The organism is Microbacterium pollutisoli (assembly GCF_053586795.1).
Genome location: NZ_JBNYWT010000001.1, coordinates 556,679 through 579,314 on the forward strand (window position 1 = coordinate 556,679; position 22,636 = coordinate 579,314).

The 22,636-nt window shown below is 72.3% G+C and carries 27 protein-coding genes; 7 read left to right on the plus strand and 20 right to left on the minus strand.

The genetic code is table 11. The features are described from left to right. Positions 1-3 precede the first annotated feature (3 nt). The 7 genes from ACQ143_RS02690 to rpsB all read right to left on the minus strand — a co-directional run bounded on the left by ACQ143_RS02690 (position 4) and on the right by rpsB (position 5,602). The gene (locus tag ACQ143_RS02690; protein WP_449569173.1) at positions 4-708 is read right to left on the minus strand and encodes an aggregation-promoting factor C-terminal-like domain-containing protein; all 705 of its coding nucleotides are present in this window, start codon (positions 706-708) and stop codon (positions 4-6) included. A 39-nt stretch (positions 709-747) separates the two neighbouring features. Beyond that, complete coding sequence (locus tag ACQ143_RS02695; RefSeq protein WP_449569174.1) at positions 748-1,320, minus strand: DivIVA domain-containing protein; 573 nt, start codon at positions 1,318-1,320, stop codon at positions 748-750. Beyond that, on the minus strand, positions 1,317-2,366 hold the full coding sequence (locus ACQ143_RS02700; RefSeq protein ID WP_449569175.1) for a phosphatidate cytidylyltransferase: 1,050 nt from the start codon (positions 2,364-2,366) through the stop codon (positions 1,317-1,319). The genes ACQ143_RS02695 and ACQ143_RS02700 overlap by 4 nt, the downstream gene beginning before the upstream one ends. Before the next feature lie 4 nt (positions 2,367-2,370). Further along, on the minus strand, positions 2,371-2,925 hold the full coding sequence (gene frr / locus ACQ143_RS02705) for a ribosome recycling factor (protein WP_449569176.1): 555 nt from the start codon (positions 2,923-2,925) through the stop codon (positions 2,371-2,373). Between the two features lie 56 nt (positions 2,926-2,981). Continuing rightward, a complete protein-coding gene (gene pyrH / locus ACQ143_RS02710; protein ID WP_449569177.1) occupies positions 2,982-3,701 on the minus strand; it encodes a UMP kinase in 720 nt (239 codons plus the stop codon). An 84-nt stretch (positions 3,702-3,785) separates the two neighbouring features. Next, on the minus strand, positions 3,786-4,613 hold the full coding sequence (gene tsf, locus ACQ143_RS02715; protein WP_449569178.1) for a translation elongation factor Ts: 828 nt from the start codon (positions 4,611-4,613) through the stop codon (positions 3,786-3,788). 68 nt (positions 4,614-4,681) lie between these two features. Continuing rightward, positions 4,682-5,602 (minus strand): 30S ribosomal protein S2, encoded by a 921-nt coding sequence (rpsB, locus tag ACQ143_RS02720; protein ID WP_449569179.1) that lies wholly within the window; start codon positions 5,600-5,602, stop codon positions 4,682-4,684. Between the two features lie 296 nt (positions 5,603-5,898). On the opposite strand from rpsB, the gene ACQ143_RS02725 reads away from it, so the two are divergent. Then, positions 5,899-6,432 (plus strand): murein hydrolase activator EnvC family protein, encoded by a 534-nt coding sequence (locus ACQ143_RS02725; protein ID WP_449569180.1) that lies wholly within the window; start codon positions 5,899-5,901, stop codon positions 6,430-6,432. A gap of 3 nt (positions 6,433-6,435) precedes the next feature. Here ACQ143_RS02725 and ACQ143_RS02730 read toward each other — a convergent pair whose 3' ends face one another. From ACQ143_RS02730 to ACQ143_RS02770, 9 genes are all read right to left on the minus strand, one after another. Then, complete coding sequence (locus ACQ143_RS02730; protein ID WP_449569181.1) at positions 6,436-7,338, minus strand: tyrosine-type recombinase/integrase; 903 nt, start codon at positions 7,336-7,338, stop codon at positions 6,436-6,438. Positions 7,339-7,393: 55 nt separating this feature from the next. Continuing rightward, on the minus strand, positions 7,394-8,581 hold the full coding sequence (gene dprA, locus ACQ143_RS02735) for a DNA-processing protein DprA (RefSeq protein WP_449569182.1): 1,188 nt from the start codon (positions 8,579-8,581) through the stop codon (positions 7,394-7,396). Then, positions 8,578-10,113, minus strand: a complete 1,536-nt coding sequence (locus ACQ143_RS02740; protein WP_449569568.1) for a YifB family Mg chelatase-like AAA ATPase — start codon at positions 10,111-10,113, stop codon at positions 8,578-8,580. The genes dprA and ACQ143_RS02740 overlap by 4 nt, the downstream gene beginning before the upstream one ends. Then, positions 10,110-10,472, minus strand: a complete 363-nt coding sequence (locus tag ACQ143_RS02745) for a YraN family protein (RefSeq protein ID WP_449569183.1) — start codon at positions 10,470-10,472, stop codon at positions 10,110-10,112. The genes ACQ143_RS02740 and ACQ143_RS02745 overlap by 4 nt, the downstream gene beginning before the upstream one ends. Before the next feature lie 106 nt (positions 10,473-10,578). After that, positions 10,579-10,902: a DUF2469 family protein gene (locus tag ACQ143_RS02750; RefSeq protein ID WP_449569184.1), complete on the minus strand. Its 324-nt coding sequence runs from the start codon at positions 10,900-10,902 to the stop codon at positions 10,579-10,581. Between the two features lie 21 nt (positions 10,903-10,923). Next, on the minus strand, positions 10,924-11,598 hold the full coding sequence (locus ACQ143_RS02755) for a ribonuclease HII (RefSeq protein WP_449569185.1): 675 nt from the start codon (positions 11,596-11,598) through the stop codon (positions 10,924-10,926). Next, positions 11,595-12,347: a signal peptidase I gene (gene lepB, locus ACQ143_RS02760; RefSeq protein WP_449569186.1), complete on the minus strand. Its 753-nt coding sequence runs from the start codon at positions 12,345-12,347 to the stop codon at positions 11,595-11,597. The genes ACQ143_RS02755 and lepB overlap by 4 nt, the downstream gene beginning before the upstream one ends. 154 nt (positions 12,348-12,501) lie before the next feature. After that, positions 12,502-12,849: a 50S ribosomal protein L19 gene (gene rplS, locus ACQ143_RS02765; RefSeq protein WP_449569569.1), complete on the minus strand. Its 348-nt coding sequence runs from the start codon at positions 12,847-12,849 to the stop codon at positions 12,502-12,504. Between the two features lie 173 nt (positions 12,850-13,022). After that, the gene (locus tag ACQ143_RS02770; RefSeq protein WP_449569187.1) at positions 13,023-13,517 is read right to left on the minus strand and encodes an MFS transporter permease; all 495 of its coding nucleotides are present in this window, start codon (positions 13,515-13,517) and stop codon (positions 13,023-13,025) included. A gap of 52 nt (positions 13,518-13,569) precedes the next feature. Here ACQ143_RS02770 and map point away from each other — a divergent pair, with 52 nt between their 5' ends. From map to nirD, 3 genes are all read left to right on the plus strand, one after another. Continuing rightward, positions 13,570-14,352 carry a type I methionyl aminopeptidase gene (gene map, locus ACQ143_RS02775; protein WP_449569188.1) on the plus strand — a complete coding sequence of 261 codons (783 nt, stop codon included), beginning with the start codon at positions 13,570-13,572 and terminating at the stop codon, positions 14,350-14,352. Positions 14,353-14,496: 144 nt separating this feature from the next. Then, positions 14,497-17,046 (plus strand): nitrite reductase large subunit NirB, encoded by a 2,550-nt coding sequence (nirB, locus tag ACQ143_RS02780; protein ID WP_449569570.1) that lies wholly within the window; start codon positions 14,497-14,499, stop codon positions 17,044-17,046. Continuing rightward, positions 17,043-17,450 carry a nitrite reductase small subunit NirD gene (gene nirD / locus ACQ143_RS02785; RefSeq protein ID WP_449569189.1) on the plus strand — a complete coding sequence of 136 codons (408 nt, stop codon included), beginning with the start codon at positions 17,043-17,045 and terminating at the stop codon, positions 17,448-17,450. Before nirB ends, nirD begins: the two co-directional genes overlap by 4 nt. Here the strand turns inward: nirD and trmD are convergent. Then, positions 17,411-18,100: a tRNA (guanosine(37)-N1)-methyltransferase TrmD gene (trmD, locus tag ACQ143_RS02790; protein WP_449569190.1), complete on the minus strand. Its 690-nt coding sequence runs from the start codon at positions 18,098-18,100 to the stop codon at positions 17,411-17,413. The genes nirD and trmD overlap by 40 nt on opposite strands. A 135-nt stretch (positions 18,101-18,235) precedes the next feature. Here trmD and cobA point away from each other — a divergent pair, with 135 nt between their 5' ends. Genes cobA through ACQ143_RS02805 form a run of 3 tightly spaced genes read left to right on the plus strand, consistent with a single transcriptional unit; the run spans position 18,236 to position 21,299 of the window. After that, positions 18,236-19,462 (plus strand): uroporphyrinogen-III C-methyltransferase, encoded by a 1,227-nt coding sequence (gene cobA / locus ACQ143_RS02795; RefSeq protein ID WP_449569191.1) that lies wholly within the window; start codon positions 18,236-18,238, stop codon positions 19,460-19,462. Next, positions 19,459-20,616: a uroporphyrinogen-III synthase gene (locus ACQ143_RS02800; protein WP_449569192.1), complete on the plus strand. Its 1,158-nt coding sequence runs from the start codon at positions 19,459-19,461 to the stop codon at positions 20,614-20,616. The genes cobA and ACQ143_RS02800 overlap by 4 nt, the downstream gene beginning before the upstream one ends. Then, complete coding sequence (locus tag ACQ143_RS02805; RefSeq protein ID WP_449569193.1) at positions 20,613-21,299, plus strand: sirohydrochlorin chelatase; 687 nt, start codon at positions 20,613-20,615, stop codon at positions 21,297-21,299. The genes ACQ143_RS02800 and ACQ143_RS02805 overlap by 4 nt, the downstream gene beginning before the upstream one ends. On the opposite strand, the gene rimM is transcribed toward ACQ143_RS02805, so the two are convergent. The 3 genes from rimM to rpsP are packed head-to-tail and all read right to left on the minus strand — an operon-like array spanning position 21,260 to position 22,563. Continuing rightward, on the minus strand, positions 21,260-21,901 hold the full coding sequence (gene rimM / locus ACQ143_RS02810; protein WP_449569194.1) for a ribosome maturation factor RimM: 642 nt from the start codon (positions 21,899-21,901) through the stop codon (positions 21,260-21,262). The two genes, ACQ143_RS02805 and rimM, sit on opposite strands and share 40 nt — an antisense overlap. A gap of 1 nt (position 21,902) precedes the next feature. Further along, on the minus strand, positions 21,903-22,133 hold the full coding sequence (locus ACQ143_RS02815) for an RNA-binding protein (protein ID WP_449569195.1): 231 nt from the start codon (positions 22,131-22,133) through the stop codon (positions 21,903-21,905). Positions 22,134-22,137: 4 nt separating this feature from the next. Beyond that, positions 22,138-22,563, minus strand: coding sequence for a 30S ribosomal protein S16 (gene rpsP, locus ACQ143_RS02820; RefSeq protein WP_449569196.1), 426 nt, complete (start codon positions 22,561-22,563; stop codon positions 22,138-22,140). Between the last annotated feature and the right edge of the window lie 73 nt (positions 22,564-22,636).

Consider the following 22,636-nt stretch of genomic DNA (forward strand, 5'->3'; position numbering starts at 1 on the left):
CGCTCAGTACCAGCCGGACCGCTGCGACTTCGCCCAGGCGCCGCAGGGCGTGCCGTAGCGGGCCTTGATGTAGCCCAGACCCCAGGAGATCTGCGTCGCGGGGTTGGTCTCCCAGTCCGCGCCGGCCGACGCCATCTTGCGCCCGGGCAGCGCCTGTGGGATGCCGTAGGCGCCGCTGGACTTGTTGTAGGCGTTCACCCGCCAGCCGGATTCCTTCTTCCACAGCGCGACCAGGCAGGCGAATTCGTCGTCGCCCCACCCGCGCGCGGTCACCATGTCGTAGGCGATGGCCTGGGCGCTGCCGGGGTTCGGCGTCACGAACGGCGGGGCCCAGCCGGTGGAGGCCACGCTGCCCGCGCGCGGGGTGGGCGTCGGCTTCGGCTTGGGCTTCACGTACACCGTGTAGACGATGTCGTCACGGCCGAGGTCGGCGCCCGCGGCGTCGGCGGCGGCCACGTACTGGCGCGCGTCGGCGACCGTGTTGGCGTACAGCGACATCGGGTCGACCTGAGCGGCCTCGGCCGGGGCGACGGTGGTGCCCAGCGGGCCGAGATACGCGACGGTGAACCCGAGGACGGCGAGCACCGAGAACACGCTGAGCACCCGGCGCCGGCGCGAGAACCGCACCGGCGGGGCGGATCGGGGTGCCGCAGCACTCACCGCGACCGCGCGCCGCGTCGTGGGGCTCAACTCGTTGCCGGAAGTCACAGTGCCCCCGAGTCTATCCCGTGGGCCCGCGCGCGTCACTCACCCGACGGCGAGCATGACCTCCACCACGGCGTCCAGCACCGCGTCGACCTGCGCCTCGCGATAGCCGCCGCGCTGCATGCGGAAAGCGACCGAGCGCACCTGGTCGACGGTGACGCCCTCCCCCGTCTCCAGATAGTGCGCGATCTTGTCGGACACCAGGTCGACCTCATCCACGCGGTACCCGTAGTGGAGCCACCCGACGCGGTCGAAGCGCTCCTTGGGCGCACGGGTGAGCCGGTCGAGCACTTCCTGCCCGCGCTTGCGCGACGCGCCGACCCAGGCCCGGGCGCCGCTGCGCGACAGGGCGTCCTCCCGCTCCTGCGCGGCGAACGCGTCCTCGATCCTGCTCAGCGCGGCATCCACCGCGGTGATCTCGTACCCGTGGCGCACGAGGTGGAAGGCGGCCTGCCGGACATCCCCGGCGCCGAGGTTGCGGGGCGCATCGGGCGCCGAATCGAACGACATCCGGGCCTGCTCGAGGAACGCGTCCACGGCGGCGGGGTCGTATCCGCGGCGGCGGCCCGTCGTGCGCGGGAACGGCGCGCGGTCGGCGGCGGTCTCGGAGGTCATGCGGCCACCAGGGGGAAGAAGAGGAAGTACATCGCCAGTGCGACGACGGTCGACGGGAGGATGGAGTCGAGCCGGTCGAGCACCCCGCCGTGGCCGGGCAGCCACGAGCTCATGTCCTTGATGCCCAGGTCGCGTTTGATCATGGACTCGCCGAGGTCGCCGATGGTGGCCGACAGCAGGACGGCGAGGCCGAAGATCAGACCCACCCAGAACGGCACGTGCAGGACGAACATGCCCATGATGACGCCACCAGCCACCGCCGCGACGACCGCGCCCGCGAAGCCCTCCCAGGTCTTCTTCGGGCTGATGCGCGGCGCCATCGGGTGCCGGCCGAAGGCGAGACCGCTGGCATAGGCGCCGGTGTCGGATGCCACGGCGATGACCACCATGGTCAGCACCCACAGCTCGCCCTGGTCCTCACGGAGCAGCACCAGCAGCAGGCTCGTGAGGAAGGCGACGTACAGCGGCAGCAGGCCGGCCACCAGCACGTCGGTGACCACATCGCCGTACCGCCGGCCGTCGCGGGCGGTCATCTGGGCCAGGAGCCGCCAGACCACGAGGGTCGCGACGGCGCTGAAGGTGATCACCCAGTGCGTCCAGTGCCCGATGAAGTAGCCCGCGAGGATGATGACGCCGCCCAGCAGCAGCTGCGGCACGATGTCGACCCGGCGGCCGTGCACCTGCAGCGCACGACTGAACTCGAAGATCCCCAGCAGGGCGACCGGCAGCGCGAACAGGATGAACAGCCATTTGATGAACAGCAGCGATCCCAGCAGGGCCGCACCGAGCGCGAGTCCGATGAGGATCGCCATCAGCAGGTTGCGGCCGGTGCGCTGGTTGATGCGCTCGTTGGCCTGCTCGAAGTCGGCGCGGGCCTTCCCGATCTGCTGCTCGATGTCGGCGCGGGCCTTGCCCAGCTGCATCTCGAAGTCCGACCGCGCCTCCCGCACGTGCTGCTGGAAAGACGGGACCTCCGACGCGCGGCGGGCCTCGGCCCGGGAGCGCGGCGGCTCCGAATCCGGCGCGCGAGAGTCGGGGTCGGTCATCGGGTCAGACCTCGAGGAGTTCGGCTTCTTTGCGCTTGAGCGCCTCGTCGACGGCATCAACGTGGGCGCGCGTCACGGCGTCCAGTTCCTTCTCGGCGCGCACGAGCTCGTCCTCGCCGACCTCGGACTTGAGGGCGTCCAGCTCGTCCTTCGCCTTGCGCCGGATGCCGCGCAGGTGCACCTTGGCGTCTTCGCCCTTGGACCGGACCAGCTTGACGTACTCCTTGCGACGCTCCTGCGTCAGCTCGGGCATCGTGACGCGGATCAGGTTGCCATCGTTGGTCGGGTTCGCCCCCAGGTTGGGCATGTCACGGATCGCCTGCTCGATGGCCTTGAGCGCCGACTTGTCGTACGGAGTGACCACGAGGGTGCGCGCCTCACTGCTGTTCAGCGACGCCAGCTGTGCCAGCGGCGTGGGGGTGCCGTAGTAGTCCACCAGCACCTTCTGGAACAGCTGCGGGTTGGCACGCCCGGTGCGGACGGTCGCGAAGTCGTCCTTCGCGGCCTCCACGGCGCGGTCCATGCGTGCGGTCGTGTCTGCCAGGATCTCCGCGATCACGGTCACTCCATTCGTCGATGCGTTCTGTCAAGTCTAGTGCGGCGCACCGCCCCGACTCAGACGGTGACGAGGGTGCCGATCGGCTCGCCCAGCAGTGCGCGGGTGACGTTGCCGGCCGGCTCCATGCCGAACACGCGCATGTCGATGCGGTTGTCCATGCAGAGGCTGAACGCGGTCGAGTCGACGACCTTGAGGCCGCGCTGCAATGCGTCGCGGTACGTGATGGTGTCGATGCGCTCGGCACCGGCATCCGTCTTCGGGTCGGCGGTGTACACGCCGTCGACGCCGTTCTTGGCGACCAGCACCTCGTCGGCACCGATCTCCAGCGCACGCTGCGCGGCCACCGTGTCGGTGGAGAAATACGGGAGCCCCGCACCGGCGCCGAAGATCACGACCCGGCCCTTCTCCATGTGGCGCTCCGCCCGGCGCGGGATGTACGGCTCGGCGACCTGGGTCATCGAGATCGCGGACTGGACGCGGGTGGCGGCGCCTGCCTGCTCGAGGAAGTCCTGCAGGGCGAGCGCGTTCATGACGGTGCCCAGCATGCCCATGTAGTCGGCGCGCCCGCGGTCCATGCCGCGCTGGCTGAGCTCGGCGCCGCGGAAGAAGTTGCCGCCGCCGACGACGACGGCGATCTCGACGGTGTCGGCCGCCGCGGCGATCTCGCGTGCGATCTGGCTGACCACATCGGGGTTGACACCGAGACTGCCGGCCCCGAAGGCCTCGCCGGACAGCTTCAGGAGGACGCGGCGGCGTCCGGTGGCCTCATCGAGCACAGGGGGTTCCTCTCGTCGCGAATGCAGACTATCGAATGGCATGCAAAAGGGGTCCGCATCCGAAGATGCGAACCCCCGGCATGATTACGCGCCGACCTTGAAGCGGGCGAAATCAGTGATGGTGATGCCGGCGTCGGCAGCCACCTTCGCGACCGACAGCTTGTTGTCCTTCGCGTAGTCCTGGTCGAGCAGGGCGACCTGCTTGAAGTACGCGTTGACACGGCCCTCGACGATCTTGGGCAGGGCCGCCTCGGGCTTGCCCTCGTTGCGGGAGATCTCGGTGACGATCTCACGCTCCTTCTCGACGTCGGCCTCGGGCACCTCGTCGCGCGAGAGGTAGCTCGGGTTCGCGAACGAGATGTGCTGGGCGATGCTGCGCGCGGTCTCGGCGTCGTCACCGGTGTAGGCGACGACCACGCCGATCTGCGGCGGCAGGTCCTTGCTGGTCTTGTGGAGGTAGATCTCGAAGTTGTCGCCGCTGAGGGTGCGCACGCGACGCAGTTCGACCTTCTCGCCGATGATGGCGGCCTCGTCCGAGATGAGCTGCGCCACCGGGGTGCCGTCGGCGTCGGCCGCGAGGGCGGCCTCGACCGAGTCGGCGCCGGCGGCCGCGGCGGCGGCGAGCACCTTGTCGGCCAGCGCGCCGAAGCGCTCGTTCTTGGCGACGAAGTCGGTCTCGGTGTTGAGCTCGATGATCGTGACGGTGTCGCCGTTGCGCACAGCGGCGACCAGACCCTCGCTGGTGGAGCGGTCGGCGCGCTTCGCGTTGCCCTTCGCGCCCTTCAGGCGCAGGATCTCGACGGCCTTCTCGAGGTCGCCGTCGGCCTCCTCGAGCGCCTTCTTGGTGTCGACCATTCCAGTGCCCAGCTGCTCGCGCAGGGTCTTGATGTCAGCGATGCTGAAGTTTGCCATGTGTGGTGGCTCCTAGGTTGTCGTGATGTTCGGGGGCGGGGCGGGCCGGGGCCCGCCCCGAACGGCGCTTACTCGGCGGCGGGAGCCTCGGCAGCGGCAGCCTCGGCCGCGGGGGCCTCGGCGTCAGCAGCCTCGGCAGCGGGGGCCTCAGCGTCGGCAGCGGCCTCGGCGGGCGCAGCGGCTTCCGCCTCGGCGACCTTCTCGGTCGGAGCGGACGACTGCTCCGGCGCACCCTGCTCGAGCAGTTCGCGCTCCCACTCGGCCAGCGGCTCGGCCGCCTCGGCGGCGTCGGCGGGCTGGTGGCGCTGGATCAGGCCCTCGGCGGCGGCGTCGGCGATGATGCGGGTCAGCAGGCTGACCGAGCGGATCGCGTCGTCGTTGCCGGGGATCGGGTACTGGAACTCGTCCGGGTCGGCGTTCGTGTCGAGGATGCCGATGACGGGGATGCCGAGCTTGCGGGCCTCGTCGACGGCGAGGTGCTCGCGCTTGGCGTCGACCACCCAGATGGCCGAGGGGGTCTTCTGCAGGTTGCGGATACCGCCCAGCGACTTGTGCAGCTTGTCGAGCTCGCGCTTCTTGAGCAGGAGCTCCTTCTTGGTGAACCCGCTGTCGGCCGGGTTGTCGAAGTCGAGCTCCTCGAGCTCCTTCATGCGGGCCAGACGCTTGCTGACGGTCGCGAAGTTGGTGAGGAGGCCACCGAGCCAGCGCTGGTTGACGTAGGGCTGGCCCACGCGGGTCGCCTGCTCGGCGATGACTTCCTGCGCCTGCTTCTTGGTGCCGACGAACAGGACGGTGCCGCCGTGCGCGACCGTCTCCTTGACGTATTCGTAGGCGCGGTCGATGTAGGCGAGCGACTGCTGCAGGTCGATGATGTGGATGCCGGAGCGCTCGGTGAGGATGAAGCGCTTGACTTTCGGGTTCCAGCGGCGGGTCTGGTGCCCGAAGTGGACGCCGCTGTCGAGCAGCTGGCGGATCGTGACGACGGCCATGGCCGTTCTCCTGTTCTGGCGCCGCAGCGCCGTGTTTCGGTTTCTCCACCGCGGTTGCGGTGATCCTGGTGCCCGGCGCACACCCACTGCCCGCCGGAGCGGACAGACCTGGGGTGTGGATGCCACACGCTCGACCTGCGAGCGTGCTCTGGGCACGCGTAGTCACCCCGACGAGCGGGGCGCGGCTCTCAGTGTATCAGCCGCAGGGCTTCCTCCCCTGCCGCGTGCGGTGCGGATTCCTCCACAGATCCAGCCGCTTCGCCCCGTCCCGGAACCCCGCCGCTCACACTCGACGGATGCGCCGTCATCGGTTCCATGTGGCGATCGGCATCCTCCTGTGCGGGCTCGTGTCGGCCGGCGGACTCGGCGTGGCCGCGGCGGCGGGTGCTCCGGCGGTCAGCACCGTCGACAGCACCCCCGCGCCGGCCCGATGGGCTTGGCCCCTCGCGGGCCATCGGCTCGTCCTCCCCTACGAGGCGCCGGCGCACGAATACGGGGCGGGGCACCGCGGAGTGGACCTGCGCCCGACCGTGGACGACGTGGTCCGCGCGCCCGCGCCGGGCGTCGTCGCGTTCTCCGGCACCGTCGTCGATCGCGGGGTGCTGACCATCGATCACGAGGACGGCCATGTCTCGACGTTCGAGCCGGTACGCGACCCGCTGCCGGCGGGTACCCGGGTCGGCCGCGGCGACGCGGTGGCCCGGCTCGGGTTCGGCGGGCACACCGCGCCGGGCGCGCTGCACTTCGGTGTGCGCCGCGACGGCGCCTACATCAACCCGTTGCTGCTGCTGGGGTCGGTGCCGACAGCGGTGCTGCTGCCCTGCTGCTGAGGCTCACGCCCGCGGATGGGCGAGACGGTAGGCGGCGGCGAGCTTCTCGGCGGACACGTGCGTGTAGATCTGGGTGGTGCCCAGGCTTGCGTGACCGAGCATCTCCTGCACGGTGCGCAGGTCCGCGCCGCCGTCGAGCAGGTGGGTTGCGGCGGAGTGGCGCAGGGCGTGCGGCCCGACGTGCTCGACGCCCAGCGCCGGCCCCAGTGCCCGGGTCACCACGTCGTATGCGGCGCGGGGGCCCAGTCGTGCGCCGCGGACGCCCAGGAACAGGGCGGCCGGGTCGCGATCGGCGCGGGCGGCCAGGGCCGGCCGGCCGCGCACGAGGTACGCCTCGATCGCCTCCGCGCCCGGCACCCCGAACGGTACGACACGCTGCTTGTCCCCCTTGCCGACGACGCGGGCGGTGCGCCGGGTCAGGTCGACGTCGTCCACGTCGAGTCCGCACAGCTCGGAGACGCGGATGCCGGCGCCGTAGAGCAGCTCGAGCAGTGCCGCGTCGCGCAGCGCGACCGGCGAACCGTCCGCGGCCGCGGCCTGCGCGGCGTCGAGTACCTCGCGCATCGTCTGCACGGTCGCCACCTGCGGCAGTGTGCGGCCCCGCTTGGGGGCGACCAGGCGCACGGCCGGGTCGGCGGTCACGTGCCCGGCATCCAGCGCCCACGCGAACAGCCCGCGTACCGACGCGGCGCGACGGGCGATCGTCGAGCGGGCGTCGCCGCGCCGGGTGGCGACCCACAGCCATTCGCGCAGCGTCTCGAGGTCGACGGCCGTCAGCTCCCGGTCGCCGGTGACGGCGATGAGGTCGCGCAGGTCCGCACGGTAGGCGCGCACCGTCGCCGCGGAGAGCCGGCGCACCCGCGCCAGGTGCTCGGCGTACGCGTTGGCGGCGTCGGACAGGTTCACGCCTCCACTGTGGTGCGCATACGGCGTCCGGGGGCGACGGCACACCGGCCGGTGGTCAACCCGACCTGCGGCGACGCCACCGGTCGTCGCACCGTTCGACGGCTCCCTCGAGGTCGAGCAGGCCGAGCACCGCCTGCACCTCCCCCGGCGCCATGCCGCTGCGTCGGGCCACGTCGTCGACGGTGCGCGCCGTGCGGGTGCTCAACGCATCGCACACCCGGGTCGCATCGTCGGTGCGACCGCCGGTCGTGGCGGGACCGCCGCCGCTGCCGGGGCCGAAGCCGGCGAGTTCGACGACGTCGTGGACACCGGTGATGCAGACGGCGTCCGCCTCCCGGAGCAGCCGGTGGCACCCCTGCGAACCGGCGCTGGTCACCGGCCCGGGCACCGCGCCGAGCGGGCGGCCCAGCTCCGCTGCGTGATGTGCCGTGTTCAAGGAGCCGCTGCGCCACCCGGCTTCGACCACGACGGTCGCGTCCGTCATCGCCGCGATCAGCCGGTTGCGCGCCAGGAAGCGCCACTTGGTGGGGGCGGTGCCGCACGGCACCTCCGCCGTGACGACGCCGTCGCGTGCGATCTCGTCGAGCAGCCGCACATGCCCGGCCGGGTAGGGGCGGTCGATGCCGCCGGCCAGGACCGCGATCGTCGGGCCGCCGCTGTGCAGCGCAGCCCGGTGCGCCGCACCGTCGATGCCGTACGCGGCGCCGGAGACGACGGTGACCCCGCTCGCGGCCAGGCCGCCGGCGAGCTCGGCGGCCATCTGCTCGCCGTAGGCGGTGGCGGCGCGCGCCCCGACGATGGCGACGGCGCCGTCTTCTGCACGCAGCCGTCCGGCGGCGCCGCGCACCCACAGGCACACCGGTGCGTGCACGCCCAGTGCGTCCACGCGATGCGGCCAGTCGGTGTCGGCCGGGGTGAGCAGTCGGGCTCCGCACCGCCGGGCCGGGGCGAAACCGTCGGCCAGCGTGGTCAGCCGAGGCCCCCAGCGCTTGCGCGCACCGGCGAGCGTGGCCGCGTCGATCCCCGCCTCGGGCGCGTCCGGGCGCCCGTCGCCGAGGACCGCCAGGGCCGCCTCTGCCTCGAAGGCGGCGATCAGTGCTCCTGCCACCCCGTCCCCGGGCTCTATCAGACACGACCACGCGCCGCGGGCCCAGCGGTCGCGCGCCCCGGCGTCGACGGCGTCGACCGGTATGCCGAGCGCGGCCGCCACGACCGCGTCCGCCGGGTGCAGGATGCTCGTCATGTCGTGGTTCCCTTCTTCAGATACAGCGCGCGGCCGATGTCGCCGGCTGCCAGCCGGTCGCGGCCGGCCAGGTCGCACACGCTCCACGCGACGCGGAGCACCCGGTCGTAGCCGCGGAGGGTGAGTGAGCCGCGGTGCAACGCCGCGTCGAGCGGGCGGCGCACCGCGGGCGCCGGCGCGAGCGGCCCCGAGCGCAGCCACGTGCCGGAGACCTCGGCGTTGGTCCGCCAGGGCGTGCCGCGCAGGCGTCGGGTCGCCCGGTCGCGGGCGGCCGCGACCTGGTCCCGCGCCCGTGCGGTGGTGGTCGTCGACACCGGCACGCCCGCGGCGTGGGCCACGGCCACGCGGCGGAGCCCCAGCTCGATGTCGATGCGGTCGAGGAGCGGCCCCGACAACCGGGACAGGTAGCGCCGGATCGCCAGTGACGGGCAGGCACACGACCCGCCGGGGACGCCGTAGTCGCCGCACGGGCAGGGGTTCGTGGCCAGCACCAGTTGGAAGCGTGCGGGGAACGTCGCCCGGAACCCCGCACGGTGGATCTCGATCTGGCCGGACTCCAGGGGCTGGCGCAGGGCGTCGAGCGCGTGCGCCCCGAACTCACCGGCCTCGTCGAGGAACAGGACCCCGCCGCTGGCGCGGGCGATCGCCCCTGGCCGCACCACCCGGGAGCCCCCGCCGACGAGGGCGGCGGCGCTCGTCGAGTGGTGCGGCGCCTCGAACGGCGCGGTCCGGTCCAGACGATTCACACCCTGCCCGGCAAGGGACCGGATGGACGCGGCCTGCAGCGCGGCGGCATCGTCGAGCGGCGGCAGGATGCCGGGCAGCCGCCGCGCCAGCATCGTCTTTCCGGCACCGGGCGGCCCGCTCATCAGCAGGTGGTGGCCCCCGGCCGCGGCGACGATGAGCGCGTCGACGGCGTCCGGCTGGCCGATGACGTCGGCCAGTTCCGGGGGTGCGGGCGGGTCCTCGGGCGGGACCGGGTCGGCCGGTGGCGCCGGGGCGTCATTGTCGGCGTCGACGGCGAGTCCGTGCAGGCGGACGACGTCGCGCAGGCCGGCCGCCCCGTGCACCTCGATACCGGTCACGAGCGCCGCCTCGGCCACAGCCGCCGCCGGAACGACGACGCGGGGGAAGCCGGCCGCGGCGGCCGCCATCACCGCCGGGAGGATGCCCGCGGTCGGCCGCAGCCGGCCGTCGAGGCCCAGTTCCCCGAGGTGCACCGTGGCGCCCAGGGAACCGGCATCCATCGGGTACTCGGTCGCCAATGCCGCCACGGCGATGGCGACGTCCAGCCCCGTGCCCTGCTTGGGCAGGCTCGCCGGGGACAGGTTTACGGTGAGTCGGCGGCGCGGAAGCCGCAGTCCGCTGTTCTGGCACGCGTTGTGCACCCGCTGGTGCGCCTCGGAGATCGCTTTGTCGGCCAGCCCGATGATCACGAACTGCGGTGTCTGGCTCGACACGTCGGCCTCGACTTCGATGGGGTGGCCGGCCAGCCCGGTGAGCGCGACCGACCAGGTGCGGCCGACCATCAGCCGACGTCCTCGAGGTGCTCGACCCGCGCCGACGCGGGGTCGGGTCCGGTGAGCGCGATGAGGTCCAGGCGCAGCCGGCGGCCGCGTGCGAGGGCCGGATGGGCGCTCGCCCACGCCCCGGCCAGCCGCCACAGGCGCGCCAGCTTGCGGCCGTCGACGGCTTCGAAAGGGTGGCCGAACCGTTCGGTGCGGCGCGTCTTGACCTCGACGACCACCAGCTCCCGACCGCGTACCGCGACGATGTCGAGCTCGCCCTGCGCGCATCGCCAGTTGCGGTCGACGACCGCGAATCCGAGGTCGGTCAGGTGGCGGGCGGCGCGATCCTCACCGGATCGCCCGAGCTCGTCCTTGGCTGCCATGTAGGCATCGTCCCGGGCTGGGCACGGAGCCTGGCACGCATCTCACGGATCTGTGGAGAGGCGGACCGTCCGGCCCGCTGGGGAGGAGGCTCCGCGAGCGACCGGCTCAGTTGTCGAGCGACAGCTCCTCGGGCAGCTGGAAGTCCCGGCGCTGCAGCTCTTCGACGTTCACGTCCTTGAAGGTGAGCACCCGCACGGACTTCACGAACCGGTCGGCGCGGTAGATGTCCCACACCCACACGTCGTTCATCGAGATCTCGAAGTAGAAGTCGTGCTCGGTGTCCCGACGGACCACGTTGACCTCGTTGGCGAGGTAGAAGCGCCGCTCGGTCTCGATGACGTACTGGAACTGCGAGACGACGTCGCGGTATTCCTTGAACAGCGCCAGCTCGAGCTCGCGGTCGTAGTCTTCGAACACTTCGTCGTCCATGGTGCTTCCATCCTAGGCCTGTCAGCGGGCGCGGACGGCCGCCGTCACCGGCCCCGCGACCGGGTCGATCGCCCACGACGCGCGGTGGTGACCGCTGAGCCCGTGGGTGCGGATCGCGGCCCGGTGGGCGACGCTCGCGTAGCCCTTGTTGCGGTCCCAGCAGTAGACCGGTGCGTCGTCGTGCATGGCGACCATCAGCTCGTCGCGCGCGACCTTGGCGAGGATGGATGCCGCGGCAGCGCCCGCGCAGTCTCGGTCGGCCTTGATGACCGGCCGCACCGGCAGCACGCCGCCGGCGGGCGTGATGTAGTCATGGTTGCCGTCGAGGACGACGACGGCGCCGGTCAGGTCGATGCCGGAGGTGAGCTCGTCGATGGCGCGCAGCGCGGCCAGGCCCAGGGCCCGGATGATCCCGACCTCGTCGATCTCGGCCGCGCTGGCCCAGCCGACCGCTGCGGCGGGCACCCATTCGCGCACCCGGTCGGCCAGCTCGGGCCGGCGCGCCTCGGCGACGAGCTTCGAGTCGCGCAGCCCCGCGATCACGCGGGAGCGGGACAGGCGCGCGTCGACGACGGTCGCACCGACGGCGACCGGGCCGGCGAGGGCCCCCCGCCCGACCTCGTCGCAGGCGATGACCACCGAGTGCTCGCGCAGCAGTCGGCGCTCGAGCGTGAACCGGGGCACCGTGACGGTCATGGCGCTCCCGAGGCGGCCGGCACGCCCGCGAACACGCCGTGGTGCGAGTCGATGAGGCCGAACCGGTTCAACGGCCAGGTGATGAGGAAGGCGCGCCCCACCACGTTGTCGATGGGCACGAAGCCCTGCGACGGCTGATCGGTGTGGGCCCGGGAGTCGCGGGAGTTGTCGCGGTTGTCGCCGAGCACCCACAGCGCCCCGTCCGGCACGACGACGTCGAACGGCACCTCGGTGGGGGCGGTCTGCCCGGCGGCGAGCTTCAGGTACGGGGTCTCGTCGATGGGCACGTCGTTGACGGTGATCTGCCCCATCGCGTTGCAGCACACGACGTGGTCGCCGGGGACCCCGACGATGCGCTTGATCAGGTGGTCCTTGCTGTCCGGGGCGGAGATGCCCACCAGCGCCAGCACCCAGTCGAGCGCTTCGACGACCGGAGCCCGCGGCGGCGTCACCGTCACCGGCAGCCACCCGCCCGGGTCGCGGAACACGATCACGTCACCGCGCTCGTACGCGCCGAACCGCGGGGTGAGCTCGTCGACGAGGATGCGATCGTCGATCTGCAGGGTGTCCTCCATCGACCCGGAGGGGATGAAGAAGGAGCGCACCAGGAACGTCTTGACCAGGAACGACACCAGCACGGCGATCAGGACGATCACCAGCACGTCGCGCGCCAGCGCCCAGAACCGGCTGCCCGGCCGCTGCCCGCTCGGTCCGCCGGCGTCGGCCGAAGCCGTCTGCTCCGAAGTCATGCCCGTCCTTCACCACCACGCCACCGCACCTGTCGCGGCCCGCCTTCAAGGGTCGCATACTTCCCCGATGCGCCCGTGCCGCCCGCCCCGGTGCGGCAGAACGAAAATGCCCCGGAGCACGAGGCTCCGGGGCATTGCTGAGTAAGCGCGGGCGTCAGTTGGCGCGCTTCTCCTTGATCTTGGCCTTCTTGCCGCGCAGGTCGCGCAGGTAGTAGAGCTTGGCGCGACGCACGTCACCGCGGGTGACGACCTCGATGCGGTCGATGATCGGGCTGTGCACCGGGAAGGTGCGCTCGACGCCGACCTGGAAGCTGATCTTGCGGACCGTGAAGGTCTCACGCACACCGTCACCCGAACGGCCCAGGACGATGCCCTGGAACACCTGGATGCGGGAGCGGCTGCCTTCGGTGATGTTGACGTGCACCTTGACGGTGTCACCGGGGGCGAAGTCGGGGATGTCGCTGCGCAGCGATGCTGCGTCGACGATGTCGAGGATCTGCATGATCGTCACTTCCTGCAACCGCCACAGGTCGGCTGCGGGTCAGAGAGATAAGGGTCTGTGCGCCCGCGGCGGCCGACGTGCGGCACCGTGCTCCCCTGAGGCAGAGCCTGTCTCGGGCACAAACAACTATTCTGCCATGGACGCGACCCGGCGCCAAACCGTGACGCCGCGCCTCACCCGGTGCGGCGCGTGGTTTCCTCCGTGACGACGAACACGTCCGGCTGCGCGGCGTCGGGAGCGGCCGGCGGCGGCGGGGCCAGGTACGACACACCCGAGCGGGTGCGCAGCAGCGCCGTGGGCTTGGCTTCCCGGAACAGCTGCCACAGCGACAGCCAGATCAGGCCGACGAACACGACGATCGCGCCGACCAGCAGCGGCCAGAACGCCGCCTCGGCGTAGAAGCCGACACCGATGGTGAGCAGGTGCCACACGCCGAAGCCGGCGACATCCCACCACGACACCTCGCGGGTGGCGCGCACGGTGCCGCGGGCGCGCACCAGCAGCGTGAGCACGAGCTGCCCCACCAGCACCGACGGCATCGCGATGAGCAGGACCCACAGCAGCGCCCATCCGCTCGCGCTGAACGCGATCCAGCCGATCAGCAGCCACAGGGGCAGCACGAACGCCGCCGGTATCAGCCATCGGAAGAACGCGCGTCGCAGCCCCATGCCTTCGATCGTACGCCTGTCCGGCAGAATGGAACCTGAGGAAAGGACCTGCATGATCGAGCTGCGCACCCCCGCCGAGATCGAGGCGATGCGCCCGGCCGGACGATTCGTCGCCGAGGTGCTGGCGACGCTCCGGGACGAGACGAAGGTGGGCACCAACCTGCTGGACATCGACCGGCGGGCGCACGAGATGATCCGCAAGGCGGGCGCCGAGTCGTGCTACATCGACTATCACCCGTCGTTCGGCGCGAGCCCGTTCGGCAAGGTCATCTGCACATCGATCAACGACGCCGTGCTGCACGGTCTGCCCCACGACTACACGCTGCGGGACGGCGACCTGGTCTCCCTCGACTTCGCCGTCGCCGTCGACGGCTGGGTCGCCGACTCGGCGATCTCGTTCATCGTCGGCACGCCCCGCGACGAAGACCTGCGGGTCATCGACACGACCCGGCGCGCCCTGGCCGCGGCGATCGACGCCGCGCAGCCGGGCGGCCGCATCGGCGACATCTCGGCGGCGATCGCCGCGGTGGCGCACGGCGAGGGCTACTCGATCAACACCGACTTCGGCGGGCACGGCGTCGGCCGCGTCATGCACGGCGATCCGCACGTGCCCAACAACGGCCGGGCCGGCCGCGGCTACCCGCTGCGCGAGGGGCTTGTGCTCGCCCTGGAACCGTGGTTCCTGCAGTCCACCGACGAACTGGTCACCGATCCGGACGGGTGGACGCTGCGCAGCGTCGACGGTTCGCGGGGCGCACACTCCGAGCACACGATCGCCGTCACCGCCGACGGCCCCCTGGTCCTCACCGACCGCTCCTTCCTCGGCGTCGACTGATCTTCACACGCGCTTCCCCCGCCGTGTGAGGGAAACGTTCGCTGTGCGTAACCGTGGCGGTGGCCGCGCGGAAACACCGTCTGCCTAGCGTGAACCCACGTTCAGCGAAGGGAGACGACGGTGACGGAGATCGCATCGCAGCACGTGGTGGTGGTGGGCGCCGGCATGGTCGCCCACCGTTTCGTGGAGAGCCTGCTCAGCCGCAGTGAGCCTTCCGCGCGCATCACCGTCATCGGCGAGGAGGACCGCGACCCGTACGATCGGGTCGGACTGACCTCGTTCTTCGCCGGCGCCTCCCCCGACGATCTCACCCTCGACCGGTCGGTGCTGGGCGACCCGCGGGTGCGCTTCGTGCGGGGGGATGCCGTGCAGCGCATCGACCGGTCCGCGCGGCGGGTCACCACCGCGGCCGGGCTGAGCGTCGGGTACGACCGGCTCGTCCTGGCGACCGGGTCGCTGGCCGCACGGCTGACCCTCGACGGCTTCGACACCCCCGGATGCTTCGTGTACCGCACGCTGGACGACGTCGAGGCGCTACGCGCGTTCGTCGCCCGTCGCCGCAGCGAGCTGGGCCGTCCGCTGGTGGGCACCGTCGTCGGCGGCGGGCTGCTGGGGCTGGAAGCGGCGGGCGCACTCCAGGAGCTCGACGTGCACAGCACCGTCATCCAGTCGACGGATCGGCTGATGTCGGCCCAGGTGGACGTCGCCGGCGGCGCGGTGCTGCAACGGCTCATCGAACAGCGCGGGCTGGCCGTGCGCACCGAGACGCTCACCACGCGGGTCGACGCCGACCGCACCGGTCAGGTCGCGGGGCTCGAGTTTCGGGACGGGTCGTACGCCGCCTCGGACGTCATCGTCTTCACCGTCGGCGTGCGACCCCGTGACGACCTGGGCCGCGCGGCGGGGCTGGACGTGCACCCGCGCGGCGGGATCATCATCGACGAGGCCTGTGTGACCAGCGACCCGCGCATCCTCGCCATCGGCGAGGTCGCCTGCTACGACGGCCGATGCGTGGGCCTGGTGGCCCCCGGCTATGCGATGGCGGAGGTGGCCGCCGCGACCCTGCAAGGCGACCAGGCCACCTTCCCGGGTTACGACCTGTCCACCAAGCTCAAGCTCGGGGGCGTCGACGTCGCCAGCTTCGGCGACGCGTTCGCCGAGACGCCCGGCGCGCTCGACGTGGTCTACGCCGACCCGGTGGGCGGCGTGTACAAGAAGCTGGTCCTCTCCGACGACGCCACGACGTTGCTGGGCGGCATCCTCGTCGGGGACGCCGGAGCGTACGGAGCGCTGCGCCCGCTGGTGGGCCGGCCGCTGGGCGCCGACCCGGTCTCGTACCTCCTCCCCTCCGACGGCGTGGCCGCACCGACCGGGGAGCTGCCGGACGACGCGCTCGTCTGCTCGTGCAACAGCGTGACGGCCGGCCGCATCCGCACGGCCGTGCACGAGGACGGGTGCGCCGACGTGGCATCCATCAAGACGTGCACCAAGGCGGGGGCGGCGTGCGGGTCCTGCGTGCCCATGATCACCCGGATCCTCGGCGCCGAACTGGCCGCGAGCGGGGCCACGCTCAGCACCGCGATGTGCGAGCACTTCGAGCTGTCCCGCGCACAGCTGTTCGACGCCGTCCGGGTCTCCGGCCTGCGCACCTTCAGCGCCGTCATCGAACGCTTCGGCATCGGTCGCGGCTGCGACATCTGCAAGCCGGCGCTGGCCAGCATCCTGTCGACCCTGGTGGGAGACCACGTGCTCGCCGGTGAGAACGCGACCCTGCAGGACACCAACGACCATGTCATGGCGAACCTGCAGAAGGACGGCAGCTATTCGGTGGTCCCCCGCATCCCCGGCGGGGAGATCACCCCCGAGGGGCTGGTGGTGATCGGCCAGGTCGCCGGCGAGTTCGGGCTGTACACGAAGATCACCGGTGGCCAGCGCATCGACATGTTCGGCGCGCGGCTCGAACAGCTCCCGGAGATCTGGAAGCGCCTGGTCGACGCCGGGTTCGAGTCCGGGCACGCCTACGGCAAGTCGCTGCGCACGGTGAAGTCGTGTGTCGGGTCGACCTGGTGCCGGTACGGCGTGCAGGACTCGGCGGGGATGGCGGTCCGGCTCGAGCTTCGCTACCGGGGACTGCGGTCGCCGCACAAGATCAAGATGGGCGTGTCCGGCTGTGCGCGGGAGTGCGCTGAGGCGCGCGGCAAGGACGTCGGCGTCATCGCCACCGAGGCCGGCTGGAACCTCTACGTCGGCGGCAACGGCGGGTTCACCCCGCGGCATGCGGAGCTGCTGGCGGAGGGGCTCAGCGACGCAGAGCTGCTCACGGCGATCGACCGGTTCCTGATGTACTACATCTTCACCGCCGACCGGCTGCAGCGCACGGCGCCCTGGGTCGAGGCGCTCGAGGGCGGGATGGCGGGGCTGCGCGCAGTGATCTTCGACGACAGCCTGGGCATCTGCGCCGACCTCGACCAGGCCATGGCCGCGCATATCGGTGCGTACGAAGACGAGTGGAAGGCCACGCTGGAAGACCCCGACAAGCTGCGCCGGTTCGCGTCGTTCGTGAACGCACCGACCACCCCCGACCCATCGCTGGGCTACACGATCGAGCGGGGGCAGCCGCGGCCGGCCACGGCCGCCGAACGCGAGTCCGGCGCCGTGCTCATCGCCGGTACGACCCTGGAGGTGCGCCGATGACGCTCATCGACCCGCAGACCTCGCCCGCACCGACCGCCGAATGGATGCCGGTGTGCGCGCTGACCGCTCTGGAGGTGGAGCGGGGCCGTGCGGCGCTGCTGGACGGCGAGCAGCTCGCTCTGTTCCTGCTCCCGGACGGCCGGGTGCACGCCGTGCAGAACCTCGACCCGTACAGCGGCGCGCATGTCCTCTCCCGCGGCATCGTGGGCACCCGTCAGGGTGCGCCGACCGTCGCGTCGCCCATGTACAAGCAGGTGTTCGACCTGCGCACGGGCGCGTGCCTCGACGCGGGCGGCATGGAGCCGCGCGCGCTGCGGGTGTGGCCGACCGCGGTGCGCGACGGGGTCGTGTTCGTGCGCCGAGCTCAGCCCTCGTCGGCGGGCAGCAGGTCGGGGCGCACCTGACGGGTGCGTTCGAGGCTGCGTTCGTGCCGCCACTGCGCGATGGCCCCGTGGTTCCCGCTGAGCAGTACCGCGGGCACCTCCTCGCCGCGCCAGGTGGCCGGCTTGGTGTAGCTGGGGTATTCGAGCAGCCCCGACTCGTGCGATTCCTCGACGAGGCTGGCAGGGTTCCCGACGACCCCGGGGATGAGCCGGGACACCGCCTCGACGATGGCCATCGCCGCGACCTCGCCGCCGTTGAGCACATAGTCGCCCAGGCTCACCAGGCGCACCCGCTGGGTGCGCGCGTAGTGGTCGACGACGCGCTGGTCGATGCCCTCGTAGCGGCCGCAGGCGAAGACGAGGTGCGACTCGGTCGCCAGTTCGCGGGCGGTCTGCTGCGTGAACACCTCACCGGCCGGCGACGGCACGATGAGCACCGCCTCCGGGGTGAGCAGCTCGTCGAGGGCTTCGCCCCACGGCTCCGGCTTCATCACCATGCCCGCTCCCCCGCCGTACGGCGTGTCGTCGACGGTGCGGTGGCGGTCGTGGGTCCAGTCCCGCAGGTCGTGCGCCCGGATGTCGAGCAGTCCGGTGCCGCGCGCCTTGCCGATCAACGAGAGATCGAGCACGTCGAAGAAGGTCGGGAAGATCGTGACGATGTCGACGCGCATGGATCGAGTCTAGGCAAAGAGCAAGCTCCTCCTGCCGGTGACCACTCCTTCGGCACGGACGATCCGGTCGGGACGTCACACGCCCGAAACACGGCGCACATTCGGTCGCAAACGCCCGCGCGTACCGTCGGGGCCATGACGACGATCATGGGGCTGGAGATGGCCGGTCGGCTCGCCGTTCTCGTGGGCGGCGGCGAGGTCGCGGCGCGGCGCCTGCGGCGTCTGCTCGACGACGGGGCGAAGGTGCGGCTGGTGGCCCCGGTGCTCGCCGAGGCGACCGCGGCGCTGGTCGCCGCGCACGACGTGCACTGGGTGCGCGCCCGGTTCGCACCCGCGCACCTGGACGGCGCCTGGCTGGCCCACACCGCCACCGGCGACAGCCGGGTGGATGCCGCGGTGGTGCGCGCGTGCGAGGCGGCCCGCGTCTGGTGCGTCGATGCCGGGGGCTCAGGCCACGGCAGCGCCCGGTTCACCGCGCAGACCGGCGGGGACGACGTGCTGGTCGGCGTCGTGTCGGCCACCGGGGCCGATCCCCGCCGCAGCGCGCGCGTGCGTGACGCGATCGCCGCACAGTTGGACGAAGGCACGCTGCCGGTGCGTCGCGTGCGGCCCGGCCGCGGGTCGGTGCATCTGGTCGGCGGCGGCCCCGGACCGGACGACCTGGTCACCGTGCGCGGCCGGCGGCTGATCGCGGCGGCGGACGTGGTCGTGCACGACCGGCTGGGCCCGACCGCGCTGCTGGCCGGTCTCGACGCGGACGTCGAGATCATCGATGTCGGCAAGGCACCGGGGCGCCACACGATGCCGCAGGAGGCGATCGGCCGGCTGCTGGTCGACCGCGCGCGTTCCGGCGCCCGGGTGGTCCGCCTCAAGGGCGGTGATCCGTTCGTGTACGGCCGCGGCGGCGAGGAGGTCGCGGCGTGCCTGGCCGCCGGCATCCCCGTCGATGTGGTGCCCGGCATCAGCAGCGTCATCGCCGTCCCGCAGGCGGCGGCCATCCCCGTCACCCACCGCGGCACCGCCGCGGCACTGCACGTCGTGAACGGGCAGGACCCGCTGACCGCGGCGACCCACGCGGCGCTGCGCGAAGCCGGCACCACCGTGGTCGTGATCATGGGGGTCAGTGCCCTGGGCCGCTTCACCGCCGCAGCGCTCGCGGGCGGAGCCGACGCGCAGCGACCGGTCGCGTTCATCGAGAACGGCCACACCGCCGCGCAGCGGACGATCCGCACCACGCTGGGCGCCGCAGCGGCGGACGCCCAGCGGCACGGCCTGCGCAACCCCGCCGTCATCGTCGTCGGCGACGTCGCTCGCGCCAGGCTGCTGCTGCCGGCCGACCAACCGACCCTCGAGCACGTATGACGCTGCCGGCCGCCCGTCCCCTGTCGACCGCGCTGGCCGGCTGCACCGTGCTGCTCCCCGTGGACCGCCGCTCGGGCGAACTGTCGTCGGCATTGGAACGGCACGGGGCGCGGGTGATCGTCGCCCCGGCGCTGTCGATCGTGCCGCACGTCGACGACGACCAGCTCATCGCCCGCACCCGGCGGCTCATCGCCGATCCGCCCGACGTGGTGGTCGCGACCACCGGCGTCGGCTTCCGCGCCTGGATCGAATGCGCGGACGAAGCAGGCCTGCACGCCGAGCTGCTGGACGTGCTCGGCCGCGCCCAGCTGGTCGCGCGGGGGCCCAAGGCGCGCGGAGCGATCCAGCAGGCGGGTCTCGTCGCCGACTGGGTGGCCGAGTCCGAGACGGCCGCCGAGGTGCGCGACTACGTGCTGGCCGTCGGTGTCGCCGGTCGCCACGTGGCCGTGCAGCACCACGGGTCGGGCGCGGACGGACTCGACGAGGCGTTCGCCGCGGCCGGGGCGCGCACCACCGCTCTCACCGTGTACCGCTGGGGGCCGCCGCCCGACCTGCCCCTCGTCGAGCAGTCCGCACGCCTGGTCGCCGAGGGTGAGGTGGATGCCGTGCTGTTCACCTCCGCGCCCGGTGCCCACGAGTGGCTCACCGCGGCGGGCCGCGTCGGCGTGGGCGACGCCGTCCGCGCCCGCGCACTCGCGGGCAGCACGTTGTTCGCGGCTGTAGGCCCGATCACGGCCGCGCCGCTGAGAGAGGCGGGCATCGTGCCGCTGGTGCCCGAGCGCGGGCGGCTCGGCGCCCTGGTCCGGCTGGTCGTCGCGACCCTCGGCGGTGCCGACAGGGCGCTGTCCACCTGTGCCGGGCAACTGCACGCACGCTCCGGTGGTGCCGTGCTGGACGGGCGCTTCATCCCGCTGTCACGGTCGGCGGCCGACCTGCTGCGCCGGCTCGCGCTGCGCCCCGGTGCGGTCGTGAGCCGGGCAGAGCTGGCCGCCCTGCTGCCCCGCGGCGAGGCCAGCCCCCACGCTGTCGAGGTGGCCATCGCGCGGCTGCGGCAGGCACTCGGCGCGCCGGGGCTGGTCACGACCGTCTACAAGAGGGGATACCGACTCGACATGCACGGACCCGAAGGCCCGCACAGCGAGGCCCGCTCGTGACCGGCCCCCTCATCGCCTGCGCCCACGGGACGCACTCGGCTGCCGGGCGTGCCGCCGTCGACGCCGTGCGCGAGCGCATCCAGGCGATGGCCGCGCACCTGCCGGTGCTCGAGGCCTACGTGGACGTGCACGGTCCGGATCTCGACGCCGTCGCGGCCCACCCGGCCGCCCGCGGCGGTGTCATCGTGCCGCTGCTGCTGTCGACCGGGTTCCACACCGAGGTCGACATCCGGCGCGCCGCGGCGACCGGGGGCCTGCGGGTCGCCCGACCGTTGGGACCGCACCCCCTGTTGGCCGACGTGCTCGTCGACCGTGTCGTCGCCGCCGGCGCCGACAGGGCGTGGCCGCTCGTGGTCGCCGCGGCCGGCTCACGGCGCGCGGCCGCCGCCGACGACGTCGCCGCCCTGCGCGCCCTCGTGGCGCAGCGGTGGGCCGGCCCGGTCACCGTCGGGTTCGTGTCGGCCATGACGCCGACCGTCGCCGAGGCGGTCGCACGGGCGCGCGTCGGGGGCGCGGCGGTCGCGGTGGCGCCCTACCTTCTGGCGCCGGGGCACTTCGCCGACCTGGTGGCCCAGGCGGGCGGGACGATCACGGGCGCGCCACTGGGCGACGACCCCCGCGTGGCGGCCGTGGCGCTGGAGCGTTACGCGGAGGCGCCGGTCTCGCCGGTCTCGCCGGTCTGACCCGCCTCGGCGGGCACGTCGGCGGAGGGTGTCTCGTCGTCCGGTGCGGGCGGCAGCTCCTCGAAGAGCCCCGCCGGCGGGGTCACGACCACACGGCCGGCGGCGATGTCGACCTCGGGGACGATCGCCTTCACGAACGGGACCAGGATCTCGCTGTCTCCGGCATCCACCGGGCGCACGATGAGCAGATCCTGGGCGGGGAGGTGGTCGACGCGGATGACCCGCCCGACCACGACGTCGTCGCGGACGACGTCGAGCCCGACCAGCTGATGGTCGTACCAGGCGTCGTCCTCGGCCGGAGCGGTCTGGTCGTCCTGGTCGATCCACAGGATCGCGCGCACGATCGACTCCGCGGCGGTGCGGTCGTCGATGCCCTCCAGGAAGACCACCGGGTGGGAGTTCAACCACTTGAACTCGCGCACCGTCACGGTCTGCCCGTGCCAGGGCGACGATTCGGGGACCTGCAGGGTGAACACCGCGCCCGGCGTGAACCGCCCATCGGGATCGTCGGTGTAGAGCTCGAGCTTCAGGGCGCCTTTCAGGCCGTGGGCCTTGACGAGGCGCCCGACGCGGAGCTGGGTGCGGGCGGGCTTGGGTGCCACGTCAGTCGTCCGCGACGTCGACGCGCACGCGGGCGCCGTCGGCGAGGGCGGAGATGAGCGTGCGCAGAGCCTTGGCGGTACGTCCGCCGCGCCCGATCACACGTCCTCGGTCGTCGGCGTGCACGCGCACTTCGAGGACCTCGCCGCGGGGCGACGTGGAGGAACGGATGACGACATCGTCCGGGTGATCGACGATCCCCTTGACGATGTGCTCGAGCGCGGCGGCCAGCACCGGATTACTCGGACTCGGTCTCGGCGGGCGCCTCGGCGGCGTCCTCGGCCGGAGCCTCGACCGGCTCTTCGGCCTTCTTCTCGGCCTTGGGCTTGATGACCGACTTCTTGGCGGTGTCGACGGTGAACTCGGCCTTGGCCTCGGCGGTCTTCACGGTCGAGACGGCGTCCTTGTCGCCCTTGAACTTGCCCCAGTCACCGGTGAGCTTCAGCAGCGCGGCGACCTGCTCGGTCGGCTGCGCGCCCACCGACAGCCAGTACTGGGCGCGGTCGGAGTCGACCTCGATGAACGAGGGCTCCTCGGTCGGGTGGTACTTGCCGATCTCCTCGATGACACGGCCATCGCGCTTGGTGCGCGAGTCCGCCACGACGATGCGGTAGTACGGCGCACGGATCTTGCCGAAGCGCTTGAGACGAATCTTGACAGCCACAATTCTCCAAAGTGGTAGATGAGTTGTTGAACGTCGCCTGGAGCGTGGGGTGCACACCCGGCGGGAGCTCTGC